The organism is Mesorhizobium sp. M0904 (assembly GCF_040319475.1).
Classification (GTDB): Bacteria; Pseudomonadota; Alphaproteobacteria; order Rhizobiales; family Rhizobiaceae; genus Mesorhizobium.
In genome coordinates this window covers 21155-46489 of the sequence record NZ_JAMYOC010000033.1, presented here as the reverse complement: position 1 = coordinate 46489, position 25335 = coordinate 21155, and the positions used below count along the sequence as shown (strand labels likewise).

Below are 25335 nucleotides of genomic sequence, written 5' to 3'. Positions count from 1 at the left end.
TTGCTGCACGTGCACTGCTCCCAAGGGCTGGCAGCATGACCCCCGAAAACGAAGCCGCGGCGCGCTATTTCTCGGCGATCGCGGCTGCACTTGGCGGCCTCGAAGTGTTCATGCGCGACGATCGCTCGCCGCTCTATCGGCACGGCATCGTCGCCAAGGTCGTCGCCGAATATATTGCGCGGCTCGAAAAGTCGTTCTCGTGCTGGCGCAACCGGCTGGGTTTCACCGAGACGTTCCGCATCTCGCGCGCCGAAAGCGGTTTTCCGGTTTTCCAGAACCTGCTCGAACTGGAAAACGACCGCCTCCAGGCCGACAGCCGTCTCGCCGTCATCCCTTCGGCCAGCGAGCTGCGCGAGGAAATGGCCGACTTCATTCTGCGCCACAAGGAATTTCCCGAAGCGTTGCAGAAGTCGATGGCCGAGCGGCTTTACCTCGAAGACGTCAAGAGCGGGACCACCTTCGGCCCGTTCACGCTCGCCCAGACGGCCAAGGTTTCGGTCAACCCGAAGACGCTGCGGCCCTATTATCTGGTCCACTGGGCCTGCTTCGACGGCAGCGCCAACCTGCCGCTGGTCTACATGGCGACGGTCGAGGATTCCTCCGACGACATGATCCGGCAGCTGGTCGATAGCAGCGGCAAGCTTAATGAGAGGGTCGACATTCCGCTGCCGGTCGACGGCTTGCTCAATCCCGAACTCGCCCACCGTTTCGACGATTTCACCGAGAAGAATTCCGCCTACACGCTGTCGCCGGCGACGATCGCGGTCAACCTCGACAAGGATTTCGAGACGCTGCATCCCAAGCAGCTGCGCCGCGTCGTGCTCGGCCCGTTCTATTCTGCCGGCATTACCGACAACAATTCGACGGTGAACGAAGTGCTGGCCAAAGTGCGCAAGCCGGAAAACGCCTGGCTGCTGACCTGGACTATCCAGGAGGTCTTTTCCAAGGCCGAGAAGCCCGGCCGCAAGGGGCTGTTTTCGAGCGAGAAGACGACGCAGGAATTCTTCATCAACACCGACGATCTCGAGGCCGCACGCCAGGGCGTGTCGAGCTACGAGAACCACGCGCTGATTCCGCATGAGGCCTATCAGTCGCTTTACGCCGCCGGCGAGGCGCAGAAGATCTTTTCGGGCTACAAGGTCCATATCCTGTCCAAAGGGCAGGTCATCAGCGACGTCTGACCATCAAATCGCGGAGTATCCTCCATGGACACCGGTCTGACCACCATCCCGGAAGCGGCAATCGAAAAGCACCGCGCCACTGCGCAAAGTTTCATCACCCGCATCGTCGTGCTGGAGGACCCATCGCGCGAATCCGGTACCGCGCTTGCCGGCACCAACCGCCGCTTCGTCTCGACCGTTTCGGTGGGCTCGGTTCGCCGCACGCGCGAGGTCGAGCTCGCCAAAACCGTCGCTGCCGTCCATCCCGACGACCAGCTGCTGACCATCCCGCAGCACATGCTGCTGTTTCGCGCCCGGCGTGGGCTGGCCATTGCGTTGGCAATATCCGATGTCTTCGCCGAAGGCTCTGACCTCGAAAGCCTGCAGGCGAAAAACGCCCGCGCGCCGCTCGAAGGCGACGAGGCCGCCACATTCAAAAAGCTGCTGTCGGCTTCGGCCTATATTTCCGCCTTCAGCTTCGCCTCCTATCTGTTCCAGCTGATCGATAGCGACGGCGAGGCGCCGAACGACACGCCCGAGCCGGACTTTCTGTTCGACACGCCCCAGGACGCGGTGAAATCGATCGTGGCCGGCCTCGACAGGGCGATATCCGGCGCGAAGGACGACGCCGACCTGATGACCCGGGCGCGCGCCTTTGCCCGCATTGCCATCGATGGGCTTTTGGCGCGAAAAGGCCGCTTCGACGGCATCGGCCCGTTCGAGAACGCGCATATCCGCATCGACGTCGACGATTTCACGCTCGATGGTTTCGACGTCGCGCCGGGCAAGCGGGCAAAACCGTTGGTCATGACCTTCAAGAAGCCGGAGGAGGTCGTCGGCAACCACATCGCCAAATACCAGTCGGTCAAGCTCGCCAAGATGCTGATGGCCTACGACTTCGAGCGCGAGTTGAACCCGTTTGTCGAGCTCGGCGGCTTCCTGTTCACCTTCATCGGGGACGGCGCGCCCGGCACCGGCAAGACGACGCTGATCCAGATGATCGCCGGTCTCGTCAACGGCTACTGCCAGGTCGCCGGCTATCCCTTTGCTTACGAGAATTTCGGCGTCGACCAGATCTCGTCCTACCAGGGCAAGTCGGGCCAGAACTGCCGCCAGTTCATCAACAATGTGCTGAACCCGCGCGTCATCGGCTTCGGCACAATCGACGATATCGACCAGGTCGCCGCACGCCGCTCAGACGACCGTGCCTCTGCCGGCCAGCAGGAAATCACCGGTGTGCTTATGGACGCGTTCGGGGGTGCCGGCACCGTGGTGCGCGGCAATTGCTCGTTCGGCATGTTTTCCAACTATCCCGAGAACGTCGACGACGCATTGCGCCAGCGCGCCGGCGCGCGCTGGCTGGTCGATGGCCCGCAGAGCCGCGACGACTACATCGACATTTTCGTTCTGCTCGCCGGCAAGAACCACAAGATCCCGCTCGGCGATCACAAGCTCTATGCGGCGCAAGAGATCCAGCGCGCGGTGATGGAAGCCTATGAGGAGCATGAAAAGCCGCACGAAGACGGGCTGATGAAGGTCTACGAGCGCTATATGAAGGAGAACGGCGCACCGAAGACGATGGCCGACATCGGGACTTATCTGCACATGATCAAGGATGCCGAACCGCGCTTTACCGGCCGCGCCATCAAGAACGTCACCGACGCGATCAAGATGCGCGCCATGGACATCGAATTGCCCGACGAGTGGTTCGAAAAGCCGGAAGCCTTCATGCACAAGAGTTACGACGACAAGAAAGCCATGATCGAGGAACTGCGCGGGCCATTCTCGATGGACATGGTCATGCAGGAGATCAATCGCTATGCGGATTCCGAATTCCGTTATTCCGACAAGTCCGACGACGCCGCGGTGAGCAAGATGATCCGCGATACTCGGCTGCGGGAACGTGCCGTCCGCGAGATCGAGGAGATGAAGAAGAAGGGGCTATGGAATGCGTGAGATGCGCCGACGCCCCCTTCTCCCCTTGTGGGAGAAGGTGTCGCCGAAGGCGACGGATGAGGGGTGCTCCAGCTTGGCGCCGATGGCGCTCCGTCCAGCACCCCTCAACCGTCTTGGCGCTGCGCGCCAATCCACCTTCTCCCACAAGGGGAGAAGGGGCGCTCGCACCCCTCATCCGCCGTTCGGACACCTTCTCCCCGTGAACGGGAAGAAGAAAGCATGAGCCCCGCCAAGAAGCCCGATCTGTTGCGCGACAACGAGCTGATCTACGGCCGGCTGCTGACGATCGACGAGCCACACCTGATCCAGCGCTATAACAAGGCGATGATCGCGTTCGGTTTGAAGCCGACCAAGCTGAAAAGCTTCGAGATCGATCGCACCGGCTTCTCGCCGCAGGTCGCCGAGGAATGCGGCGACTACAGCTACCTCGATCCGAACGAGGTCAACCGTCGCTTTATCATCCTGACGCCGTCGCAGATCGACCTGCCGGTGGTGCACACGGCATTCTCCAACACCTCGCTGCTGATGTACGAATTCATGTCGAAGAACCAGCGCGCCATCGATGCGCTGACGATCAAGGACGTCATCTACGGCGAGATCGAGGATTCGGTCCCCAAGGTCGACGACATCGAGGACCTGCTGTCGATCAACCAGGTCGAATTCAAGGTGCTCTCGGCCGAGGATGTGCTCGGTAAGGCCGCCGAACTCGGCAAGCTGGTCGACCGGCTGAAGCAGGAGCCGGATGCCTGGCGCGACAACGCCATGCTGGCCCACATGGTCGAGCTGGCGAAGATCTGCGGCGACATCCGCGAGAATGCGCTGGTGCCGGACCAGGTGATCTTCCGCCACAATGCCTATTGGACCAGCCATTTCGGCGGGCTCTATGTGTTTGTCGATCCGGACGTGACGACGGTGATCAGCGACCCGGCAGCGCCGGGCTTCCGCCGCTCGCGGCCATGGCAGGTGAGTTACCTTTCGATCCACGACGCCGACAAGGTGTTCAAGTTCCTCGCCTCGACCGGGCGCATCGAGCTGCCGCGCGCCTCATGGATCGAAACCTCCGGCTATCTCGAGCATCGCGCCGAAATGGTGGTGCGCGCGCTGATCCGCGACGCCGAGCCCGACCGCAATCTGACCGATGTCGACAAGGTCTGGCTGCAGACCTGGATCCACGGCCATGCCAATCTGATCACCAGGGACGGCAATTTTCCCTTCCTCAACGCTGCCAAGCGCGAGATCGCCCAGCTCGGCCATCTCAAGATCGAGGATGTGTTCCCGCAGCAGCGCTTCCTGGTCATCCGCGCCAAGCCGGACCATCCCGACGCCTGGCTGACCAACCAGCTGATCTCGGACTTCGTGCCGCAGGACTTCGTCTCGCGTTACGTCTTCAACAAGCCGGGCTTCGACAGGGATTATGACGGCTTCAGCGACGCCTGGCGATCGCATGTTGTGGACGTTCTGAAAACCACATATTTGAAGGACAAGGTGGCGTTTCGCACACGCCTCTACGGCTTGACTGACTGAGGGGGTGACATCGCCATGCTTGATCCGATCGTGAATTTCTTCACCCGGATTTTCCAGTGGATTGGCCGCGGCATCGGCCTGCTCATCGGCGCGATTCTGTGGCCGTTCCTGTGGGCGGGGCGCTGGTACACGCAACGCGGCTGGATCCTGAAGGCGGTGCTCGGCCTGGCTGTGCTCGTGCTGATCGGTCTCTATGTCAACTTCTTCTATGCCACCCAGTGGTGGAACAATTTCGACCCGAATTACGTCGACAAATACACGTTCGAAAAACGCAACAGCTCCGCCGGTGAACAGGTTTCCGCCGGCGCCGGCACCGACACGGCCAAGACCTGCGGAAATTCAGCCATTGCCCAGGTCGCTGCCGACCTGACCGACTTCAACGTCAACCAGAATGCCTGGGTGTCGTCGATGATCCTCTACAAGCTCGGCCTGTTCGGCATCGACTGGGACCACACGCCGTTCATGGACAACAAGGCGTCGTTCCAGCGCGGCATCAACCAGGCGGTGCGGCGCACGGCGACCGAGCTTGCCGACAATCTCGGCCGCGTCCGCACCACCTCGCAGATCGACGCCGACCTGCAGGACGCCCGCGGCAATCTGCAGTTCGATGAGGAAACCTGGTATTTCGGCTTGAACCCGTTCGGGCCCAAGACGCCGACGCCGAGCTACTATCGCGACGCGGTGCGCAAGCTGCGTTCCTTCAACGCCCGCCTCGCAGCCTGCCAGGCGACGTTCGATGCCCGCGCCGACAATCTCAAGCAGTATATCGACCGCATTTCGTCCGATATCGGTTCGACCTCGGCGATCCTCAAGGAGCGTGCCGAAAACCACAATAATGGCTGGTTCGACACACGCGCCGACGACCGCTTCTGGTTCGCCTATGGCCAGCTCTATGCCTATTACGGGCTGATGAAGGGCGCACAGGCCGACTTCGAGGACGTCATCAAGGAAAAGCACCTGCAGAACCTGTGGGATACGATGGACGCGCAATTCGTCTCGGCGCTGCGCATCCAGCCCTTCATCATCGCCAATGGCCGCGAGGACGGCTGGCTATTGCCGACACATCTGACGACGATGGGGTTTTACATACTCAGGGTGCGCTCGAACATGGTCGAGATCAGCAACGTGCTGACGCAGTAGCGGATCGTCCCGCACAGCCGGCGCTGGTGAATTTGCGCCGTTGCTTCTGTCGCTTTTCGCGTATTACGCGGCTGTTTTGAGACGGCGGAACCGCGCCTGCTCTGGCTTCTATACGGCGCTGCAACCGGCGCAAAAAAGAACCTGTAGCAGAGCGGCCGGCGGCAGAGGTATTTTCTTCGCAGGAAACATAGTTGCATGAAAGTTGACGCCGGGGCAGCGACAGGGGTAGAACATGCTCGCGCCTGCAATGCCGGGCTGTTCTTGCGACCACACTAGTCAAATCCGTCCAATCCAGAGGGAAGCCGTCATGGCCGAAGTGAAGTCCGACATCGAGATCGCGCGCGGCGCCAGGAAGAAGCAGATCCAGGAGATCGGCCAGAAGATCGGCATTCCGAGTGAACATCTTCTGCCCTACGGCCACGACAAGGCCAAGATCTCGGCCGAGTTCATCAAGTCGGTGAAGGGCAACAAGGACGGCAAGCTGATCCTGGTCACCGCCATCAACCCGACACCGGCCGGCGAAGGCAAGACGACGACGACAGTGGGCTTGGGCGATGGCCTCAACCGCCTCGGCAAGAAGGCCATCGTATGCATCCGCGAGGCTTCGCTCGGACCGAATTTCGGCGTCAAGGGCGGTGCCGCCGGCGGCGGCTACGCGCAGGTCGTGCCGATGGAGGACATGAACCTCCACTTCACCGGCGATTTCCATGCCATCACCACTGCCCATAACTTGCTGTCGGCGCTGATCGACAACCACATCTATTGGGGCAACGAGCTCGGCATCGACACCCGCCGTGTCGTCTGGCGCCGCGTCATGGACATGAACGACCGGTCGCTGCGCGAGATCATCTGTTCGCTCGGCGGCGTCGCCAACGGTTTCCCGCGCGAGGCCGGTTTCGACATCACAGTCGCCTCGGAAGTTATGGCCATCCTGTGCCTGTCGACCGACTTGAAGGACCTGGAAAAGCGCCTCGGCGACATCATCGTCGCCTATCGTCGCGACAAGTCGGCCGTCTATGCCCGCGACCTCAAGGCCGACGGCGCGATGGCCGTACTCCTGAAGGACGCCATGCAGCCCAATCTCGTGCAGACGCTGGAGAACAACCCGGCTTTCGTCCATGGCGGCCCCTTCGCCAACATCGCGCATGGCTGCAACTCCGTGGTTGCCACCACGACGGCGCTGAAGCTAGCCGATTACGTCGTCACCGAAGCCGGTTTTGGTGCCGATCTCGGTGCCGAAAAGTTCTTCGACATCAAATGCCGCAAGGCCGGCCTGAGGCCGGCAGCGGCGGTCATCGTCGCCACGGTTCGCGCCATGAAGATGAATGGCGGCGTCAAGAAGGAGGACCTCGGCAAGGAGAACGTCGAGGCGGTCAAGAAGGGATGTGCGAATCTCGGCCGCCACATCGAGAACATCCGCCAGTTCGGTGTGCCGGCTGTGGTCGCCATCAACCATTTCTACTCCGACACAGAGGCCGAGATCCAGGCGATGAAGGACTACGTCGCCTCGATGGGCGAAGAGGCGATCCTGTGCAAGCACTGGGCCCAGGGATCGGCCGGCATCGAGGAACTGGCCAAAAGGGTCGTGGCATTGGCCGAATCCGGCGCGTCGCAATTTGCCCCGCTTTATCCCGACCCCATGCCGCTGTTCGAGAAGATCAACACCATCGTCCAGCGCATCTATCGCGGTTCCGAAGCGATCGCCGACAAGTCGGTGCGCGATCAGCTCCATGCCTGGGAGCACGCCGGCTACGGCCACCTGCCGGTCTGCATGGCCAAGACGCAATATTCCTTCTCGACCGATCCGAATCTGCGCGGCGCGCCGACCGGCCACACCGTACCGGTGCGCGAGGTCAGGCTGTCTGCCGGCGCCGGCTTCGTCGTCATCATCTGCGGCGAGGTCATGACCATGCCCGGTCTGCCCAAAGCGCCATCCTCGGAAAAGATCTTCCTGAACGAAATCGGCCAGATCGAAGGCCTGTTTTAGGGATAATCAGTGCTCGTACGGCAAAGGGCGCCGCAACACTGCAGCGCCCTTCTGCCTGTTCGCAATAGTCTCCTACGCTGCGCTCCGCGCCAGCGCGCGCTGGTTGGAGGCATAGGGTGTGTCGTGCTGGGGTACCGCGCCGGTCTTCAGGCACTCGATCCATTCGGCGGTTTTGAGAACGGCCGCGAAGCGCGACTGCAGGACGATCGTCAGGACGCGATGGATTTCCTCCCCCGAAGCGTAGCCGGCGCTGTTGGCGTAGGGCAATGACCCCGTTGCGTCCGATAGGAACTCCACCTCGAAGCCCATATGCACGGCGTGGATGACCGTCGACAGGTCGCAATTATGTGTCATGTAGCCGATGACAGTGATCGTATCGATAGAGTTGGCGCGCAGCCACTCCTCGAGGTCGGTGCCGGTGAAGGCGCTTGGCAGGTGTTTTTCGACATAGTGGTCGCGGTTTCGCCTGGCGATTTCCGGGTGCAACTCGGCGCCGTGGCTGCCCTTGGCGAAAACCGGTGAGGTTTCCGGTGCCAACTGCTTGATGACCACCACCTTGACGCCTGCCTCGGTGGCCGCGTCCATCGCTCGCGCCACATTGACGACGCTGTCGCGGAAGGGCGGATGCTGGATGGCGAGGTTCCCGCCGTCATAGTCGTTTTGAACATCTATGACGATGAGGGCGCGGCGTGGAGCTTTGCCTGTGGCTGGTTGCGACATGGGGTTTTCCTTTCCCGTTGGACAGTGATGGGTGGACGATAAGCTCGGCGCCGGATCGCAAAAAGTGTCCCAATTGACATTATTCGAAAGAATTGGGACAATCGGCCTCACCCGTTGCTGGAGCTCCCATGACCGATCCTGCCGTTGCCGCCATCGCCTTCGATGGCATCAGCCCGTTTCATCTCTCCGTGCCGTGTCTCGTGTTTGGCGCGGATCGCACGGAGCTCGGCCTGCCGCGCTTCGACTTCCGGGTCTGCGCGATTGAGGACTGGCCGATCCGTACCGATGCTGGGCTGACCATCAGCGTCCCGCACGGGCTTTCCGCGCTCGATGACGCCGACATCGTCATCGTGCCAAGCTGGAAGGATCTCGGGAGCTCGCCTCCAGCCGCATTGATCGACGCGTTGCTTGGCGCGCACGAGCGCGGCGCGCTGATCGTCGGACTGTGCTTGGGAACGTTCGCTGTTGCGGCGACCGGACTGCTTTCGGGGCGGCGAGCGGCGACGCACTGGGCCTACGCGGATCAGCTGCAGGAACTCTATCCCGACATTCTCGTCGAACCGGAAGTGCTCTACATCGACAATGGCGATGTCGTGACATCCGCCGGCGTCGCCGCCGGGCTCGACTGCTGCCTGCACGTCGTACGGGCTCGTTACGGCGCGGAGGCGGCACTTCGCCTGGCCCGGCAGATCGTGCTTTCTCCGCATAGGCAGGGCGGGCAGGCTCAATTCATCGAACGTCCCATCGCCAGGACCGGCAATGCGGACCGCTTCACCCAGGCTCTCGAAGCGGTGCGCAAAACCCTGGGTGAGCCGCACAGTCTGGACAGCGTTGCCGGTCTCGCCGGCCTTACCCGCCGGACGTTCACGCGCCGTTTCCAGAAAACGATCGGCACCAGTTTCGGTGACTGGCTGACCGACCAGCGCGTCCAGCTGGCGCAGCGGCTGCTGGAGGCAACGGAAAAATCGATGGACACGGTTGCCTTCGAGGCCGGTTTCGGCAGCGCCACCTCGCTGCGCCAGCATTTCGCGGCGCGGCTCAGAACCTCGCCGGCGCAGTACCGGCGCGAATTCTCGAAGAGTGCTCAGGCGGAGCGCGTGGCGCACATGCCGAGGCGAAATTAGGCTTGCGCTCGATTCCAGGGCAATCGCTTCAGTGCCAACGTTGGACTGCCATCTGGCCCGAGCAGGCTATCTTTTCTCTCGAAGCGATTGCCCTGCTCTCGAGCCTGTCGTGCTTGAAAGGCTCTGCGTCATCTGTCATATATTAAAGCGACAGATGACGCGAAGAGGGCTCGCCGTAGCGATGGCATTGGAAAAGGCTGCGCCAGCAGCAAAAAACAATGAACTTCAGAAGGTGGCGAAATTGCTAGGCGGCAGCCGCATTCTGGCAAGGCGCCTCAGCAGCGCTCTGGATGCCCACGAGTTGCTTCTGCACGGCCTGCCGGCTTCAGCGCTGGACCATCTTATCGGGCAACTCGTCTTCATCCAGAAGACTGATTCGCTGGAGAAGGCCGTCGGCATGAGCCTGCGCACCTACCAGCGCCGCAAGGATGCTCCTTCCAAGCCTCTCAGTCAGGACCAGAGCGGACGAACCTGGAAGTTCGCGGAGATCCTGTCGAAAGCGACCGACGTGTTCGGTTCGCAGGTGCAGGCAGAGCAATGGCTGGAGCGCCCGGCGATTGGGCTCGACCAGCGTCGTCCAATCGACCTTCTGGCGACACCGGCGGGGATCGAGCTTGTAGAAGACTATCTGGAACGGCTTGAATATGGCGTTTATGCATGACGCCGCTGCCGGCGGCGCTCGGTGGCTCCGACCTCATCGGATGGCGCCTCGATCAAGCCGCGTTTGCGCCTACATGGGATAGTGGCGAGGGCGCATACAGGGTGGGCGGACGCTGGAACAGCAAGGGCGTGCGCGCCGTCTACTGCTCGATCGATCCGTCGACTGCGATCATCGAAGTTGCGGTCCATAAGGGCTTCAGGGTGCTCGACACGATTGCGCATGTCATGACGGCAGCGATCGTCAGCGATGTCGCGGATGTGCATATCGTCGACCCCGCCGCCGTGCCCAACCCCAATTGGTTGCGCCCGGGCATCCCGAGGCCCGGACAACAGGCGTTTGGCGACGATCTTCTGCAACGGCACCGTTTTGTTGTGATTCCGAGCGCCGTATCGCAGCATAGCTGGAACCTGATCTTCGACGCGAGCCTCGCCAGAGGGGCATACGCCATGAAGACCCAGGAGGCGTTTGCGCTCGACACACGGTTGCATCCACCTCCGGCCAAGTGACACAGCCGCCCCCATGTCCATCAAAACGACGACATGACCGGCGACAGAAGCACGGTGCTCAGCTGTTGCTGATTATCCGTGCCGGATTACCAACCACCGTGGTGTTCGCCGCCACGTCGCGCGCCACCACGGCACCGGCGCCGACGATGGCGCCGTCGCCTATCCTGACCCCGCCGAGGATGATGGCACTGCCGCCGATCCAGGCATTGTCGCCGATCTCGACGGGCCTGGCGATTTCCAGCCCTGCCTGCCGCCCAGCAGTCTCTCTGTGGTGCTCGGCGCAATAGATCTGCACATTGGGGCCGAGCAGCGTTCCCTTGCCAATGCGGACGGGCGCCGTGTCGAGGATGGTGCAGCCGGCATTGAGGAAGACGCGGTCGCCGAGAAAGATGTTGAAGCCATAGGCACAGTGGAACCGCGCTTCGATCCGGGCGCCCTCGCCCGCAGCGCCGAGCAGCGTCCGCAATCCAGGCCCGATATCGCCACGCTGCCGCGGTGGTAGGCTGTTGTGCTCGAACACCGCGTCGCGCGACGTAATGCGCAGCGCCTCCAGTTCCGGATCGAGGCAGCAATACCACTCGCCCGCCGCCATTTTCGTGCGTTCGCTCGCCGTCATGGCCGCAACTCCAGTTTCAACTTTGCCAAAGCACAAGTGGTGAAAATACGGAAGCGCCGGCGGCGACACCACCTCTGGTCAAATACCCGACCTATGGTAGCTTGCTCTCTCGGACCTGTCCCAAGCCGGCCATCGAGGGGATCGATCATGCTGTACATTCTTGCACTCCTGATTGGCGTCGTTGCCGGGCTTCGCGCCATGACTGCGCCCGCCGCGGTCGCCTGGGGCGCCTGGCTTGGCTGGTTACCGGTCGCCGGCACCTGGGCGAGCTTCATGGGCCACTGGATCGCCGTCGGCATCTTCACCATCCTGGCCATCGCCGAACTGGTCACCGACCAGCTGCCATCGACGCCGAGCCGCAAGGTGCCGCAGCAATTCGGCACGCGCATCGTCCTGGGCGCTTTCACCGGCGCGGTGATCGGCGCCACCGGCGGCGCCATCATCGGCGGCCTGATCGCCGGCGCCATCGGCGCGGTGATCGGCACGCTGGGCGGCGCCGAGGCGCGCAAGCGCCTGGCCACCGGCTTCGGCAAGGACCCGCCCGCCGCCTTCATCGAGGACGCGGTGGCGATCGCCGGCGGGCTTCTGATCGTGGCGGCGGCGGCATGACGGCAAAGACATTCGATGCCATCATCGTCGGTGCCGGGCAGGCCGGCCCGCCGCTCGCCGGCCGGCTGAATGCGGCCGGCATGAGCGTGGCGCTGATCGAGCGAAAGCTGGTCGGCGGCACTTGCGTCAACACCGGCTGCACGCCGACCAAGACGATGGTGGCAAGCGCCTATGCCGCGCATCTCGCCCGCTCCGCCGCGGATTACGGGGTGACGCTCTCCGGTCCCGTCGGCGTAAACTACAAGGCAATCAAAGCGCGCAAGGACAAGGTCTCCAACGACGCCCGCGGCAATCTCGAAGGCTGGATTGCCGGCATGGACAAATGCACGCTCTATCGCGGCCATGCGCGCTTCGTAAGCGCCAACACGGTGCGCGTCGGCGACGATCTGCTGAGCGCCGAAAAGATATTCCTCAACACCGGCGGGCGCGCCTCGGTGCCCGAGCTGCCCGGCATCGACGGCATTTCTTACCTGACCAACTCGTCGATGATGGATCTCGACGAGCTGCCGCGCCATCTCATCGTTGTCGGCGGCAGCTATGTCTCGCTCGAATTCGCGCAGATGTTCCGCCGCTTCGGCTCCGAAGTCACGGTCATCGAAAAAGGCCCGCGTCTGATCGGCCGCGAGGACGAGGACGTCTCGGACGCCATTTTGTCGATCCTCGAAAACGAAGCCATTGCCGTCCATCTCGGCGCCGACGACATCCGCTTCGCCAGGCGAGGCAACGAAATCGCCGTGACCTTCGCGCCAGGCAAGGCGGCTGCGGTCGGCTCGCATGTGCTGCTGGCGCTCGGCCGCACGCCAAACACCGACGATCTCGGCCTCGACAAAGCCGGCGTCGAGGTCGACAAACGCGGCTTCATTGTCGTCGACGACCAGTTGCGCACCAGCGTGCCCGGCATCTGGGCGATGGGCGACTGCAACGGCAAGGGCGCCTTCACTCACACCTCGTACAACGATTACGAGATCGTCGCCGCCAACCTGCTCGACAACGATCCGCGCAAGGTCAGCGACCGCATCGAGGCCTACGCGCTCTATATCGACCCACCACTCGGCCGCTGCGGCATGACCGAGACAGCGGTAAGGAAATCCGGCCGCCGCGCCCTGGTCGGCCAGCGGCCAATGACCCGCGTCAGCCGTGCAGTCGAAAAAGGTGAGACGCAAGGCTTCATGAAGATCCTGGTCGATGCCGACACCAGGGAGATCCTCGGCTGTTCGGTGCTCGGCCCGGGCGGCGACGAGGCGGTGCACTGCGTGCTCGACCTGATGTATGCCAAGGCGCCGGTCAGCACGCTGGCGCGCGCCGTGCACATCCACCCGAACGTCTCGGAGCTTCTGCCGACCATCGCCCAGGAATTGAAGCCGCTGGTGTGAACCGGGCGTATCGCGCGACCCCACGCGCATCCCGCAGGGAGGCTCATTGCGCCCATAGCGCCGCTGGCTGGACCAATCGACAAGCACGCCGGCGACGGGCATGTCTTCCGAACTCTTGACGGAGGACAGCATGCAGAAATCCATCGAACGCATCGCCGGCGACAGCGAAGGCGTTTCCTACGAATTCCCCGTCTTCCGCTTCGCCGGGTCGGACAAGACGGCGCCTTCCGCCTATCTGCAGGCGGCGCTTCATGCAGGCGAATTGCCGGGCGTCGTCGCCATCGACACGCTGATGCCGATGCTCAGCAAGGCGGAAGCCGAAGGCCGCATCACCGGCAATATGACCATCGTGCCCTGGGCCAATCCGATCGGCCGCGCGCAATATCTTTACGGCGACCATCAGGGCCGCTTCCATCTGGGCACGCGCACCAATTTCAATCGCGGCTTTCCGCGGCTCGCCGCGCCCGACGTCGCCCTGCTGCCGATGCACGGCACGGTCGACCAGCGGCTGAAAACGCGGCTGCTGCAGCTCTCCATCGGCCACGACATTGTGCTCGACCTGCATTGCGACGATGAGGGCCTCGCCTATCTTTACGTCCACACCAGCCTGTGGCCGGCCATGGCGGATTGTGCAGCGGCCATGGGCGTCGATGCGGTGATGCTGTGGCACGAAGATCCCGACGGCACCTTCGAAGGCGCCTCGATCATGCCGTATCAGAACGTTCCAGCCGACGTGGCGCGCCTGGACCGGCGTGTCGCCACCACGGTCGAATATCGCGGCATACTCGATGTCGACGGCGCCCTGGCCGGCGCCGATGCCGAAGGGCTTTACCGGCTGCTGGTGGCGCGCGGCGTCATCCAGGATCAGGCGCTGCCCGCGCTTGGCAGCTTCGTTGGGCCCAGTTTTTTTACCGGTATTGTCGCGCCGCTCGAAAACATCGAGATGATGCCGGCGCCCCGCTCGGGCGCGATCCTCTACGACGTGAAGCCGGGCGACCGCGTCACCAAGGGTGTGCGCCTTGCCACCATCGTCCACGCGCCCGGCGAGCCCGACGGCCGCACGGAAGTGTTGGCGCCGCAGGCGGGCCTCATCCTCACGCGGCGTTCCCGCCGCATCATCCGCGCCGGAGAAGACCTCTTGAAGCTGGTGGGGGATAAGAAGAGCGCCGAGGCAAGGTCGGGGACGCTGGAGGACTGAGGGCTTTCATTTGAATCCAGTTGCGCGGCCGTCCAATCGCCGCTATGGGAATCGCCATGAATATGCGTTCGATCAAGACCATTTGGTGGTGGGCTCGCTGACAGCGGCCTGTTCGAACGCGTTCGCGTGACAATAGAGGGTGGCCGCAGCGGAATGTCCGGGCGGCCATTTGTTTTTTCAAGCCATTCCCGGGTCCGTTGCCCCAAAGACGCTGATGGAGACGGCAATGACGACGAAAATTCTGGAGAATGGAGCCGAGCGCTTCGTCACCGCCGGCGGCGTGGCGATTACCCGCCAGCGCCACGACCGGCCGTATGAGGGAGCGATCGATGGCTATGTCGACGGGCTGAATTCGCGCCGCGGCGCTGTGTTTTCCTCGAATTACGAATATCCCGGCCGCTATACGCGCTGGGACACCGCCATCATCGATCCGCCGGTGGTGATCTCGGCACGCGGCCGCGCCATGCGCATCGAGGCGCTGAACCGCCGCGGCGAGGTGCTTTTGCCGGTAATCGGCACGGTGCTTGCCGGCCTTGACGATGTCACGATCGCCGAGACGTCGAACAAACTCGTCCGCCTCGAAGTCGCCAAGCCCGGCCGTGTCTTCACCGAGGAGGAACGCAGCCGCGTTCCCTCCGTCTTCACCGTTCTGCGTGCCATCACCGCCTTGTTCAAGACCGAGGAAGATGCCAATCTCGGCCTCTATGGCGCCTTCGGCTACGACCTCGCCTTCCAGTTCGATCCGGTCGACTACAAGCTCGAGCGCAGGCCAAGCCAGCGCGATCTCGTGCTGTTCCTGCCCGACGAGATCCTCGTCGTCGACCACTATTCGACCAAGGCCTGGACCGACCGCTACGACTATTCCGGCGATGGCTTCTCGACCGAAGGCCTGCCGCGGGACGAAATCGTCGAGCCGTTCAGGACCGCCGACCGCATCCCGCCGCGCGGCGACCACGAGCCCGGCGAATATGCCAAGCTGGTGCGCAAGGCGATGAAGAGCTTTGAGCGTGGCGACCTGTTCGAAGTGGTGCCGGGGCAGATGTTCTACGAACGCTGCGAAACCCAGCCCTCCGAGATTTCCCGCAAGCTGAAGAGCATCAACCCTTCGCCCTATTCCTTCTTCATCAATCTCGGCGAGGGCGAATATCTGATCGGCGCCTCGCCGGAAATGTTCGTGCGCGTCAACGGCCGCCGCGTCGAGACCTGCCCGATCTCCGGGACCATCAAGCGCGGCGACGACGCCATCTCCGACAGCGAGCAGATCCTGAAGCTGCTCAATTCGAAGAAGGACGAATCCGAACTCACCATGTGCTCGGACGTCGACCGCAACGACAAGTCGAGGGTCTGCGAGCCGGGCTCGGTGCGCGTCATCGGCCGCCGCCAGATCGAGATGTACTCCCGCCTGATCCACACCGTCGACCACATCGAGGGGCGGCTGCGCGAAGGCATGGACGCCTTCGACGCCTTTCTGTCGCATGCCTGGGCCGTCACCGTTACCGGCGCGCCGAAATTATGGGCAATGCGCTTCATCGAGCAGAACGAGAAGAGCCCGCGCGCCTGGTATGGCGGAGCGATCGGCATGGTCAATTTCAACGGCGACATGAACACCGGCCTGACGCTTCGCACCATCCGCATCAAGGATGGCATCGCCGAAGTGCGCGCCGGCGCCACGCTGCTCTTCGACAGCATTCCCGAGGAAGAAGAAGCCGAAACCGAACTGAAGGCATCCGCCATGCTCTCCGCCATCCGCGACGCCAAATCAGGCAATGCCGCCAGCACCGAACGCAGCACCGCGCGTGTCGGCGACGGCGTCAATATCCTGCTGGTCGACCACGAGGACAGTTTCGTCCATACGCTGGCCAACTATTTCCGCCAGACCGGCGCCAATGTCTCGACGGTGCGCACGCCGGTGCCGGACGAGATCTTCGACCGGCTGAAGCCAAACCTGGTCGTGCTGTCGCCCGGTCCCGGCACACCGAAGGACTTCGACTGCGCCGCCACCATCAAGCGGGCCCGTGCGCGCGACCTGCCGATCTTCGGCGTCTGCCTCGGGCTGCAGGCGCTGGCCGAGGCCTATGGCGGCGAGCTGCGCCAATTGCACATCCCGATGCACGGCAAGCCGTCGCGCATCCGCGTATCGAAGCCAGGCATCATCTTCTCCGGCCTGCCCAAGGAGGTGACCGTCGGCCGCTACCATTCGATCTTCGCCGATCCGGTGCGGCTGCCCGATGGTTTTGTCGTCACCGCCGAGACCGAAGACGGCATCATCATGGCCTTCGAGCACCGCAAGGAGCCTATCGCTGCGGTGCAGTTCCATCCGGAATCGATCATGACGCTCGGCCACAATGCCGGCATGCGCATCATCGAGAACATTGTCGCGCACCTGCCGCGCAAGGCCAAGGAAAAGGCCGCTTAAATTCGAGGGCTCAGTGTTGGGATTTCTTCCCCAGTGACCGCGGTGGATAACAAAGCCGCCGCCAGGCAGAAGGTCGCCAGCCTCGCCTTCTGGTCGATCGTCGTCGCCTTCGTCGTGCTCGGCCTGAAGCTGGTGGCCTGGTACGTCACCGGTTCGGTTGCGCTTTATTCGGACGCGCTGGAATCGATCGTCAACGTCATTGCCTCAGCGGCCGCCTATTGGGCGATCCAGGTCAGCTACAAGCCGGCCGACCAGGACCATCCGTTCGGCCACCACAAGGCCGAGTATTTCTCGGCCGTCCTGGAAGGCGTGCTGATCGTCCTTGCCGCGCTGCTCATCCTCAACGAGGTCTGGTGGTCCTGGCAGCATCCCGCCCTGCTCGAACAGCCGTGGACCGGCCTTGCCATTAACGGCGTCGCAACGGTCATCAACGCCGTCTGGGCCTTGACGCTGATCCGCACCGGCCGAAGCGAAAAATCACCGGCGCTGGTTGCCGACGGCAGGCACATCATGACCGACGTGGCGACCTCGGTCGGTGTGTTCATCGGCCTGGTCGGCGCCGTACTGACCGGCTGGCAGGTTCTCGATCCGGCTCTTGCCGTGATAGTCGCGCTCAACATCCTGTGGCAGGGCTGGCACGTCATCGGCTCGTCGATGAACGGACTGATGGACCGCGCCGTCGATACCCAGGAACATATCCGTATCCGCGACATCATCTCGGCCAATTGCAAGGGCGCGCTCGAGGTCCACGACCTGAAGACGCGTATCGCCGGCCGCGCCACCTTCATCGAGTTCCACTTGGTCGTCGACGCCGACATGTCGGTCGGCGCCAGCCACGTCATTTGCGACCGCATCGAAGACGCGCTGAAGGCCGAAATCCCTTCCGTGCGGGTCATCATCCATGTCGAACCCGACGACGAAGCGAAACTGCCCAAGGGCACGACGGCCGTGCCGTTCGCGTGAGGCGATAGCGGGACGCCGCCATCCAAAACCTTGAGGTTGGCGGGACAGCACCCCCCTCTGTCCTGCCGGACATCTCCCCCTCAAGGGTGGAGATTGGATGTCGCTTCGGCTTTCGCCAATTTTCAAAGAAGAACGCTGTCGGCGAAGCTGCCGATCTCCCCCCTTGAGGAGGAGATGTCCGGCAGGACAGAGGGGGGCGCTGTCCCGCCGGCATCGCGGTTCTCAACTGCTCAAAGCCCGCAGGCAGCCTGCGGCATCGGCTGCAGCCGATAGACCTTGTCGTCGGACATTGTGTCGCCTTCCGCCGCTTTCGAGCACAGATCGACGATCGGCAGGCCGCTGTTCGGGTTGGCCAGCATCATCGTGCCGTTGGCGCCGCGGCGAAGGAAGACCTCCTTTTGCGCGATGTCGCAGGAGGCAGCACCCGTCTTCGCGCTCGCCGCGCAGCGCCACTGGTCGCCCTCGCCCTGGCAGTTGTAGACCTGCGTGACCTTGGCCGATTTCTGCCGCGTGGTAACCGAAACGGCGATGTCGGCGCCGCTTGGCCAATTGACCGGATCGCCCTCCTTGGCGAAAGACGCCAGCTCTACCGGTCCGCGGAAAACCCTGATCGACTGGGTCAGCTGATCGGGATGCGAGCCGAGATGCGCGGCATCGTAGTCGCGTCCGTAGCAGAAGGCCTGGTCCGGCTTCAGTCGCTCGCGCAATGGCGGGCCAAGCGCCGGGTCGATCGCGTCGATGCGCGCGAACTCCGCCTTGCAGGTCGCGGCCGGCATCGGGTCGAGCCTGAAGCCGTTATCGTCCTTGCCCAGCGCCTGCCTTTCGTACTCCGCCTTGCCGAGCTCGTCTTCCGAGCCGGCGTCGAGATAGAGGTCGGGCTGCACGTCCGAGACAATCAGCCGGCCTTTGTCGTCGACCTTCAGCGAAGCCATGGTGCGATCGCAGTCCATGCCGCAGCGGATCGGGCCGGTCTTGCCGTCCTCCGACTCGTGGCTGCACCAGCCGCCGAGCCATTCAGGCGCCTCGGCGCCGCGCACCGTCGTCGCCATGAAGCCATTGTAGGAGGAATCGATGCCGGTGCTTGGCTCCTCGTTCGGCCGGCTGACCGGATCGCGGCCGTAATAGAAGAAGATGCGCGTCACCTTCTGCTGCGGATGCGACTTGAGATGCGCGGCGTCGTAGACGCGGCCGAAACAGGCGTCCTTGCCGTCGGGGCTGAGCTCGGTGAGTTTGAGCGTGTCATCGGCGAAAGCAGAGCCGGCGACGGCGGCAAGCAAGGCAACCCCAACTCCGGCGCCCACAATGGTCCCCATTATGGTCCTCGACGTCATGCTACCCCTCCATTGCCCCGACAAGACGTGGCGTCAATTTATGCTAGGATCGCGGCCGAGGCCACGCAATTTGCGCCGGCCGGCCAAATGGGAGATGAAGCCATGCGACGCCGCGATATTTTCCGCGTCGGTCTTGCCGGAGTTGCCGGGCTTTTCGGGCTGCGCCCGACCAAGGCGGCAGCCATTGAAGTCAAGGCCGTCGAAGAGGAAAGGCAAAAGGTCGCCTATCACCTCAGCGACCTCGACAAGGTCAATTTCGTGCTCGGCAACATCAAGAACCACTTCGAAGGCACCGACGGCAAGGTCGACATCGCGCTTGTCGTGCACGGCCCAGCACTTGCCGCCTTCAAGTCGAAGGGCATATCCGCCGCCATTTCCGGGCGGTTCGCCGGGCTTGTCCAGGACGGGCTCAGCCCGCACGCTTGCGCCAACACCATGCACGGCATGGACATCGGCCTGGCCGACCTGCTCGACGGCTTCCATGCAGCCGACAGGGGCGGCGTCGTCAAGCTCGCCGAATTGCAACGCCAGGGCTACGCCTATCTCAGGCCATAGGGCAATTCCAGGAAAAGTGTGAAACGGTTTTCCGTCCGGAATTGCGTCAAGACAAAGAGGGAGCGGTTCGCCGTCTCCGTGAAACAGTGAACCGCTCTAAACTTTTACGGACTTGAATGCGAGGACTGCGAGGGCCTACGAAGAGCAGGCAGAGTCCCCCGGAGGAATAGACGTGCCAGCCACCACCACCCTTGTCAGGCCCTCTCTGGTCATCCCCGACCTTGCCGGAAAGGCGGTGCTGGTCACCGGCGCCTCGACCGGCATCGGCGCGGCGCTTGCACTTGCCTACGCCGCGCAGAAATGCCGCGTCGCGCTGCATTACAATTCGAGCCGCGCGGCTGCCGAAAACCTGGCCGCGACCATTCGCAACGGCGGCGGCGACGTGTTCCTCGCCCAGGGCGATTTCTCGATCCCTGCCGATGTCGAGGGCGTTGTCGAGGACAGTGCGCAACATTTCGGCCGGCTCGACGGCCTCGTCAACAATGCCGGCGGCATGCTCGGCCGCGTGCCCTATGCCGAGCAGACCGAGGCGCATTACGACGCGGTGATGGACCTCAACGCGCGCTCCGTGCTGACAGCTTCGCGCAAGGCGATCCCATGGCTGAAGCGGCAGGGCGGCTTCATCGTCAACACCTCCTCGATCGCCGCACGCAACGGCGCCGGTGGCGGCGCCGGCCTCTACGGCTCGGCCAAGGCCTTCGTCTCCAACGTCACGCGCGGCATGGCCAAGGAGCTGATCGGTTTCAACATCCGCGTCAACGCAGTGGCGCCTGGCACCATCGCCACCCCTTTCCACGAGCGCTACTCGACCGACGAACAGATGAGAAGCATGATCGCCACCATCCCGCAGGGCCGCGCCGGCACCGCCGAGGACTGCGTCGGCGCCTATCTGTTCCTCTCCTCCGATCTGTTGAGCGGCTACATCACCGGCCAAGTGATCGAGGTCAATGGCGGGCAGTTGATGCCGTAGACGGCGACCTGCATACTCCTGGTTGCGTCATCTCAACGGAGCAAAGCGAATGTACGGACTGATCGGCAAGATGCGGGCGATGCGCGGCCAGCGTGACGCAATGATGGATATCCTGCTCGCCAGCACCGGCGCCATGCCCGGCTGCCTGAACTACATCATCGCCACCGACCCGGCCGATGCCGACGCGATCTGGGTGACCGAAGTGTGGACCGACGCCGAAAGCCACAAGGCTTCGCTGCAGCTGCCCGAAGTCCAGGCGGCAATCGCCAAGGCACGGCCGATCATCGCCGGGTTCGAGTTCCAGGTGGAGACGCATCCTGTTGGCGGGTTCGGCTTGCCGGTGAAGGCGGAATAGAGGGAGAGGCCGGCGGGACAGCGCCGCCCTCTGGCCTGCCGGCCATCTCCCCTCAAGTGGGGAAATTGTCCGTCATCTCGGCTTTCGCCAATCGCCAAACGCCACAGGAATGAGCGGGGCCCTGGAACAGCCGATCTCCCCCCTCGTGGGGGAGTGTCCGGCAGGACGGAGGGGGGCGCGAAGGATCGCCACAGAAGCCGTAGTGCAGTCGTCACCAAGGCCAACCCCGCAAAAAGGGTTCGCATTTTTTCGCGGCCGGTCTTAGAGCCCATCTATGGATTCTTCCTCAAACCCGCCGGCCATCGAGCACCTGGCGCGGATCCACAAGGCCTGGCAGTGGCCGGTCCTGGTGGTGGTCTCGGTGCTGTTTGCCGGCGCGCTGGAACTCGCCGCCCTGCCGGCCGCGCTCTTGATCGGACCGATGCTGGCGGCCATCGTCGCCGGCACCAACGGCGCCACGGTGCGCGTGCCGCGGGTCCTGTTCGGCTCAGCCCAGGCGGTCGTCGGCTGCCTGGTCGCCAGTTCCATCTCGGCCGATATCTTTCCCGTCTTCTACAAGGAATGGCCGCTGTTCCTTGGGGTCGTGATGGCGACGGTCGCGGCATCCAGCCTGCTCGGCTGGCTGATCAGCCGCTGGCGCATCCTGCCCGGCACCACCGCGGTCTGGGGCTCGTCGCCGGGCGCCGCCACCGCCATGGTGCTGATGGCCGGTGCCTTCGGCGCCGACCAGCGCCTCGTCGCCTTCATGCTTTATCTGCGCGTCATCTGCGTCTCGATGACGGCAGCCCTGATGGCCAAGCTCTGGGTCGACACCTCGGGCATCGAGGTGCCGGCCATCGTCTGGTTCCCACCGGTCGACCCGCAAGGCTTAGCCGCGACTTTCGGGGTGGCGCTCGTCGGCGGCCTCGCCGGAAAGCTTTTCCGGCTGCCGTCGCCGTTCTTCCTCGGCACCTTCATTTTCGGCACCGTGATCCATCTCGGGCTCGGTGTGACCATGCAGTTGCCGCCCTGGCTGCTTGCCTTGAGCTATACGACGATCGGCTGGAGCATCGGCCTGAATTTCACCAGGGCCATTTTGCGCCACGCGGCCCGCGCGCTGCCGCAGATCGTCGGCTCGATCATTGCCCTGATCGGCTTTTGCGGCGGCCTCGCCTTCCTGATCAGCCGCCTGCTCGGCATCGATCCGCTGACCGCCTATCTGGCAACCAGCCCGGGCGGCATGGACAGCGTCGCCATCATCGCCGCCGCCGCGCAGCATGTCGACATATCCTTCGTCATGGCGCTGCAATCGGCACGCTTCCTGATCGTGCTGCTGGTCGGCCCAAGCGTGGCGCGGCTGGTGGCGAGAAGCCTGCGGGAGTAAAGACCAGCTGGGCTGCGTCAGCTGATCACCAGGCTCGATATACGCTCGCCGTCCAGCGTGAAGACCATATCGCCCTCGCCGTTGAAACCGTTGCCTTCGACGGCGATGCGAACGCGGCAGGTGCCGTCCGCTGCTGCGATGCCGAGGATGCTGAACCTGGACTGCACGCCGATATTGTCCGACTGGTTCCAACGCGCAATCTGCTCGCGGCCCCGGAACGACCGGCCCCAGTCGCTCAGAAAGGCATCCGGCGTGAAACTGTCCAGGAAGGCTTCGGTGTCGCCGGCATTGGTGGCTTCGACAAAGCGGCGGATGGGATCGGGCGTGTCCATGTCTTTCCTCCTGGACCGGATTCCGGTGCTCTGGAAGGAGCGGCCGGATGAGACGATAGGGTAGTCCTCGAAGCATGACGCCGAAATAAAAAACCCGCCTCGGGAGGCGGGTCGTTGGAGCCAATTAGCACCATACGCAAATTAGTAGCATAGCTGCCGGCACAAAGCAAGAACAAAATGTGGCTGCCCCGGACAATCGCGACAGGTTTGCGCCACCCTGCGTGAAGGGCAGCGTCGGCATCGGTCATCCGTTTGATTGATTTCCCTGGCATCGAACAGCCCCAAGCCGACAGCGAGGCTCCCACTTGCCTCGCTTTGCCCGCTCCTGTATGAAAACCGCCATGAGCCCGCGCGCCACCTCTTTTGCGTCCCGTCCGACCGGCATTGCCGGCCAGACCGTTCGCGCGCTTGCCTCCACCCTGCTGCTTCTCGGCCTTATCGGCGATCGCCGGGTTCGCTGAAGGAGCGCCCGGCGGTCGAATTCGCCGCTCACGCGCACGCTCCTTGGCCAGTCTGCAAATTGGCACGTCACATCGAGCGAACGAAATTCTGGTAAAGGCGCCGCTCGCCACCAATCCGCCTGAAGCTGGATCCGCGAGCCGCCGGGAGAAAAGACGATGAACGCACGAGAAGATATCCGTCTGAACGTAGAGGAAACCACCAAGCCCGCGAGGGGCATGCCGGACGCTGCCCGCAAATACCAGCCCTATCCGACCGTCGGCCTCGCCGATCGCACCTGGCCTTCGAAAGTGATCGACAAGGCGCCGATCTGGTGCTCGGTCGACCTGCGCGACGGCAACCAGGCGCTGATCGATCCGATGGGCCAGGAACGCAAGGCGCGCATGTTCGCCCTGCTGCTCGACATGGGCTTCAAGGAGATCGAGATCGGCTTCCCGTCGGCCTCGCAGACCGACTTCGATTTCGCCCGCTGGTGCATCGAACAAGGCAACGTGCCCGCCGACGTCTCGCTGCAGGTGCTGGTGCAGTGCCGGCCCGAACTGATCACCCGCACTTTCGAGGCGCTGAAGGGCGCCACCAACCCGATCGTCCATTTCTATAACTCGACCAGCGAGCTGCAGCGCCGTGTCGTCTTCGAGAAGGACGTCGCCGGCATCAAGCGCATCGCCACCGATGCGGCCAAGATGATCACCGACATGGCGGCGAAGGCCGGCGGCGGCTACCGTTTCGAATACTCGCCGGAGAGCTTTACCGGCACCGAGCTCGAAGTGGCGCTGGAGATCTGCAACGCAGTCACCGAGATCGTCAGGCCGACGGCGGAAAACAGGCTGATCATCAACCTGCCCTCCACGGTCGAGATGTCGACGCCCAACATCTATGCCGACCGCATCGAATGGATGTGCCGCAACCTCGACAACCGCGAGAACCTGTTGATCTCGCTGCATCCGCACAATGACCGCGGCACCGGCATCGCCACCACCGAACTCGGCCTGATGGCGGGCGCCGACCGCGTCGAAGGCACGCTGTTCGGCAATGGCGAGCGCACCGGCAATGTCGACATCGTGACGCTGGCGCTCAACATGTACACGCAAGGCGTCGATCCCGGGCTCGACTGCTCCGACATCAACCGCATGAAGGACGTCTACGAATACTCCAACCAGCTGAAGATCCCCGAGCGCCATCCCTATGTCGGCGAGCTCGTCTACACCGCCTTTTCCGGCTCGCACCAGGACGCCATCAACAAGGGCATGAAGGCGCTGCGCAAGGCCAACACGCCGCATTGGGAGGTGCCCTATCTGCCGATCGACCCGGCCGATGTCGGCCGCAGCTATGAAGCCATCATCCGCATCAACTCGCAGTCCGGCAAGGGCGGCATCGCCTATGTGCTGCATGCGGATTACGGCCTCAACCTGCCGCGCAACCTGCAGATCGAGTTCAGCCAGGCCATCCAGGCGATCACCGACGCCGAAGGCAAGGAGGTGCCGGCCAGGCGCATCTACGAGCGCTTCCTCGACACCTATGTCGACCAGCCCGGCGCGCGGCTGAAGTTCCTCGACCACCACACCTACCCCGACACCGAGGTCAAGGGCCGGCGCGTGATCGAAGCGGTGATCCTCGACAAAGGCAAGGAGGTGACCATATCAGGCACCGGCACCGGCCCGATCGACGGCTTCGTCGATGCGCTGTCGCGCCATGTCGGGGTGCCGATGTCGGTGCTGGATTATTCCGAGCATTCCATGCAGCGCGGCTCGAATGCCTCGGCCATTTCCTATGTCGAGATGGAACATCCGGGCGGCAAGCTGTTCGGCGCCGGCATCAACACCAACATCGTCGCCGCCTCGCTCGAAGCCGTGGTTTCGGCCGCCAACCGCATCGTCGGCCGAAAGCTCGGCTAGCCGAGACTGCCAGACTCGCGCCATCGGCCCACCGGACTTTTATCCGGTGGGTACGCTATCGCACCATAAGCACACGCTTGTAAGCCGCCGCCAGCGCTATATGATTGTACCTCAACCTGTGC

22 protein-coding genes are annotated in these 25335 nt (G+C 63.3%); 18 read left to right on the top strand and 4 right to left on the bottom strand.

Features of this window, described 5'->3' with window-relative positions:
- The first annotated feature begins 35 nt into the window (after positions 1-35).
- The 5 genes from NKH80_RS27570 to NKH80_RS27550 all read left to right on the top strand — a co-directional run bounded on the left by NKH80_RS27570 (position 36) and on the right by NKH80_RS27550 (position 7767).
- Entirely contained in the window at positions 36-1181 is a 1146-nt protein-coding gene (locus NKH80_RS27570) for a hypothetical protein (RefSeq protein WP_352509802.1), read from the top strand.
- Positions 1182-1205: 24 nt separating this feature from the next.
- Positions 1206-3116 carry an AAA family ATPase gene (locus tag NKH80_RS27565; protein ID WP_352646632.1) on the top strand — a complete coding sequence of 637 codons (1911 nt, stop codon included), beginning with the start codon at positions 1206-1208 and terminating at the stop codon, positions 3114-3116.
- A 219-nt stretch (positions 3117-3335) separates the two neighbouring features.
- Positions 3336-4640, top strand: a complete 1305-nt coding sequence (locus tag NKH80_RS27560; RefSeq protein WP_352994862.1) for a DUF6638 family protein — start codon at positions 3336-3338, stop codon at positions 4638-4640.
- A 15-nt stretch (positions 4641-4655) separates the two neighbouring features.
- The gene (locus NKH80_RS27555) at positions 4656-5780 is read left to right on the top strand and encodes a DUF2333 family protein (protein ID WP_023679513.1); all 1125 of its coding nucleotides are present in this window, start codon (positions 4656-4658) and stop codon (positions 5778-5780) included.
- A 307-nt stretch (positions 5781-6087) separates the two neighbouring features.
- The gene (locus NKH80_RS27550; protein ID WP_352994858.1) at positions 6088-7767 is read left to right on the top strand and encodes a formate--tetrahydrofolate ligase; all 1680 of its coding nucleotides are present in this window, start codon (positions 6088-6090) and stop codon (positions 7765-7767) included.
- Positions 7768-7839: 72 nt separating this feature from the next.
- Here the strand turns inward: NKH80_RS27550 and NKH80_RS27545 are convergent, their stop codons facing one another.
- Entirely contained in the window at positions 7840-8487 is a 648-nt protein-coding gene (locus tag NKH80_RS27545) for a cysteine hydrolase family protein (protein ID WP_352994856.1), read from the bottom strand.
- Positions 8488-8615: 128 nt separating this feature from the next.
- On the opposite strand from NKH80_RS27545, the gene NKH80_RS27540 reads away from it, so the two are divergent.
- From NKH80_RS27540 to NKH80_RS27530, 3 genes are all read left to right on the top strand, one after another.
- A complete protein-coding gene (locus tag NKH80_RS27540) occupies positions 8616-9611 on the top strand; it encodes a helix-turn-helix domain-containing protein (RefSeq protein ID WP_352994853.1) in 996 nt (331 codons plus the stop codon).
- Positions 9612-9792: 181 nt separating this feature from the next.
- Positions 9793-10272: a type II RES/Xre toxin-antitoxin system antitoxin gene (parS, locus tag NKH80_RS27535; RefSeq protein WP_352994850.1), complete on the top strand. Its 480-nt coding sequence runs from the start codon at positions 9793-9795 to the stop codon at positions 10270-10272.
- Positions 10269-10778 carry an RES family NAD+ phosphorylase gene (locus NKH80_RS27530; RefSeq protein WP_352994848.1) on the top strand — a complete coding sequence of 170 codons (510 nt, stop codon included), beginning with the start codon at positions 10269-10271 and terminating at the stop codon, positions 10776-10778. Before parS ends, NKH80_RS27530 begins: the two co-directional genes overlap by 4 nt.
- 58 nt (positions 10779-10836) lie before the next feature.
- On the opposite strand, the gene NKH80_RS27525 is transcribed toward NKH80_RS27530, so the two are convergent.
- Positions 10837-11394 carry a sugar O-acetyltransferase gene (locus NKH80_RS27525; RefSeq protein WP_352994845.1) on the bottom strand — a complete coding sequence of 186 codons (558 nt, stop codon included), beginning with the start codon at positions 11392-11394 and terminating at the stop codon, positions 10837-10839.
- A 147-nt stretch (positions 11395-11541) separates the two neighbouring features.
- Between NKH80_RS27525 and NKH80_RS27520 the strand changes: the two genes are divergently transcribed.
- The 5 genes from NKH80_RS27520 to NKH80_RS27500 all read left to right on the top strand — a co-directional run bounded on the left by NKH80_RS27520 (position 11542) and on the right by NKH80_RS27500 (position 17953).
- Entirely contained in the window at positions 11542-12003 is a 462-nt protein-coding gene (locus tag NKH80_RS27520; protein WP_352702948.1) for a DUF4126 domain-containing protein, read from the top strand.
- On the top strand, positions 12000-13376 hold the full coding sequence (locus NKH80_RS27515; RefSeq protein ID WP_352994842.1) for an FAD-containing oxidoreductase: 1377 nt from the start codon (positions 12000-12002) through the stop codon (positions 13374-13376). The genes NKH80_RS27520 and NKH80_RS27515 overlap by 4 nt, the downstream gene beginning before the upstream one ends.
- A 130-nt stretch (positions 13377-13506) precedes the next feature.
- Positions 13507-14574 (top strand): M14 family metallopeptidase, encoded by a 1068-nt coding sequence (locus NKH80_RS27510; RefSeq protein ID WP_352994839.1) that lies wholly within the window; start codon positions 13507-13509, stop codon positions 14572-14574.
- 226 nt (positions 14575-14800) lie between these two features.
- The gene (locus NKH80_RS27505) at positions 14801-16990 is read left to right on the top strand and encodes an anthranilate synthase (protein ID WP_352994836.1); all 2190 of its coding nucleotides are present in this window, start codon (positions 14801-14803) and stop codon (positions 16988-16990) included.
- 33 nt (positions 16991-17023) lie between these two features.
- The gene (locus tag NKH80_RS27500; protein ID WP_502901001.1) at positions 17024-17953 is read left to right on the top strand and encodes a cation diffusion facilitator family transporter; all 930 of its coding nucleotides are present in this window, start codon (positions 17024-17026) and stop codon (positions 17951-17953) included.
- Between the two features lie 230 nt (positions 17954-18183).
- Here NKH80_RS27500 and NKH80_RS27495 read toward each other — a convergent pair whose 3' ends face one another.
- The gene (locus tag NKH80_RS27495; RefSeq protein ID WP_352994833.1) at positions 18184-19284 is read right to left on the bottom strand and encodes a hypothetical protein; all 1101 of its coding nucleotides are present in this window, start codon (positions 19282-19284) and stop codon (positions 18184-18186) included.
- A 102-nt stretch (positions 19285-19386) separates the two neighbouring features.
- On the opposite strand from NKH80_RS27495, the gene NKH80_RS27490 reads away from it, so the two are divergent.
- The 4 genes from NKH80_RS27490 to NKH80_RS27475 all read left to right on the top strand — a co-directional run bounded on the left by NKH80_RS27490 (position 19387) and on the right by NKH80_RS27475 (position 22527).
- Positions 19387-19839: a DsrE family protein gene (locus NKH80_RS27490; RefSeq protein WP_254819138.1), complete on the top strand. Its 453-nt coding sequence runs from the start codon at positions 19387-19389 to the stop codon at positions 19837-19839.
- A gap of 172 nt (positions 19840-20011) precedes the next feature.
- Positions 20012-20809, top strand: coding sequence for an SDR family NAD(P)-dependent oxidoreductase (locus tag NKH80_RS27485; protein WP_352994831.1), 798 nt, complete (start codon positions 20012-20014; stop codon positions 20807-20809).
- Between the two features lie 49 nt (positions 20810-20858).
- Positions 20859-21164, top strand: coding sequence for a putative quinol monooxygenase (locus tag NKH80_RS27480; RefSeq protein ID WP_352508987.1), 306 nt, complete (start codon positions 20859-20861; stop codon positions 21162-21164).
- Between the two features lie 274 nt (positions 21165-21438).
- Positions 21439-22527, top strand: coding sequence for an AbrB family transcriptional regulator (locus tag NKH80_RS27475; protein WP_352994828.1), 1089 nt, complete (start codon positions 21439-21441; stop codon positions 22525-22527).
- 17 nt (positions 22528-22544) lie between these two features.
- On the opposite strand, the gene NKH80_RS27470 is transcribed toward NKH80_RS27475, so the two are convergent.
- Positions 22545-22859 carry a nuclear transport factor 2 family protein gene (locus NKH80_RS27470; protein ID WP_254819134.1) on the bottom strand — a complete coding sequence of 105 codons (315 nt, stop codon included), beginning with the start codon at positions 22857-22859 and terminating at the stop codon, positions 22545-22547.
- Positions 22860-23476: 617 nt separating this feature from the next.
- On the opposite strand from NKH80_RS27470, the gene leuA reads away from it, so the two are divergent.
- Entirely contained in the window at positions 23477-25213 is a 1737-nt protein-coding gene (gene leuA, locus NKH80_RS27465) for a 2-isopropylmalate synthase (protein ID WP_352994825.1), read from the top strand.
- The last annotated feature ends 122 nt before the right edge of the window (positions 25214-25335 follow it).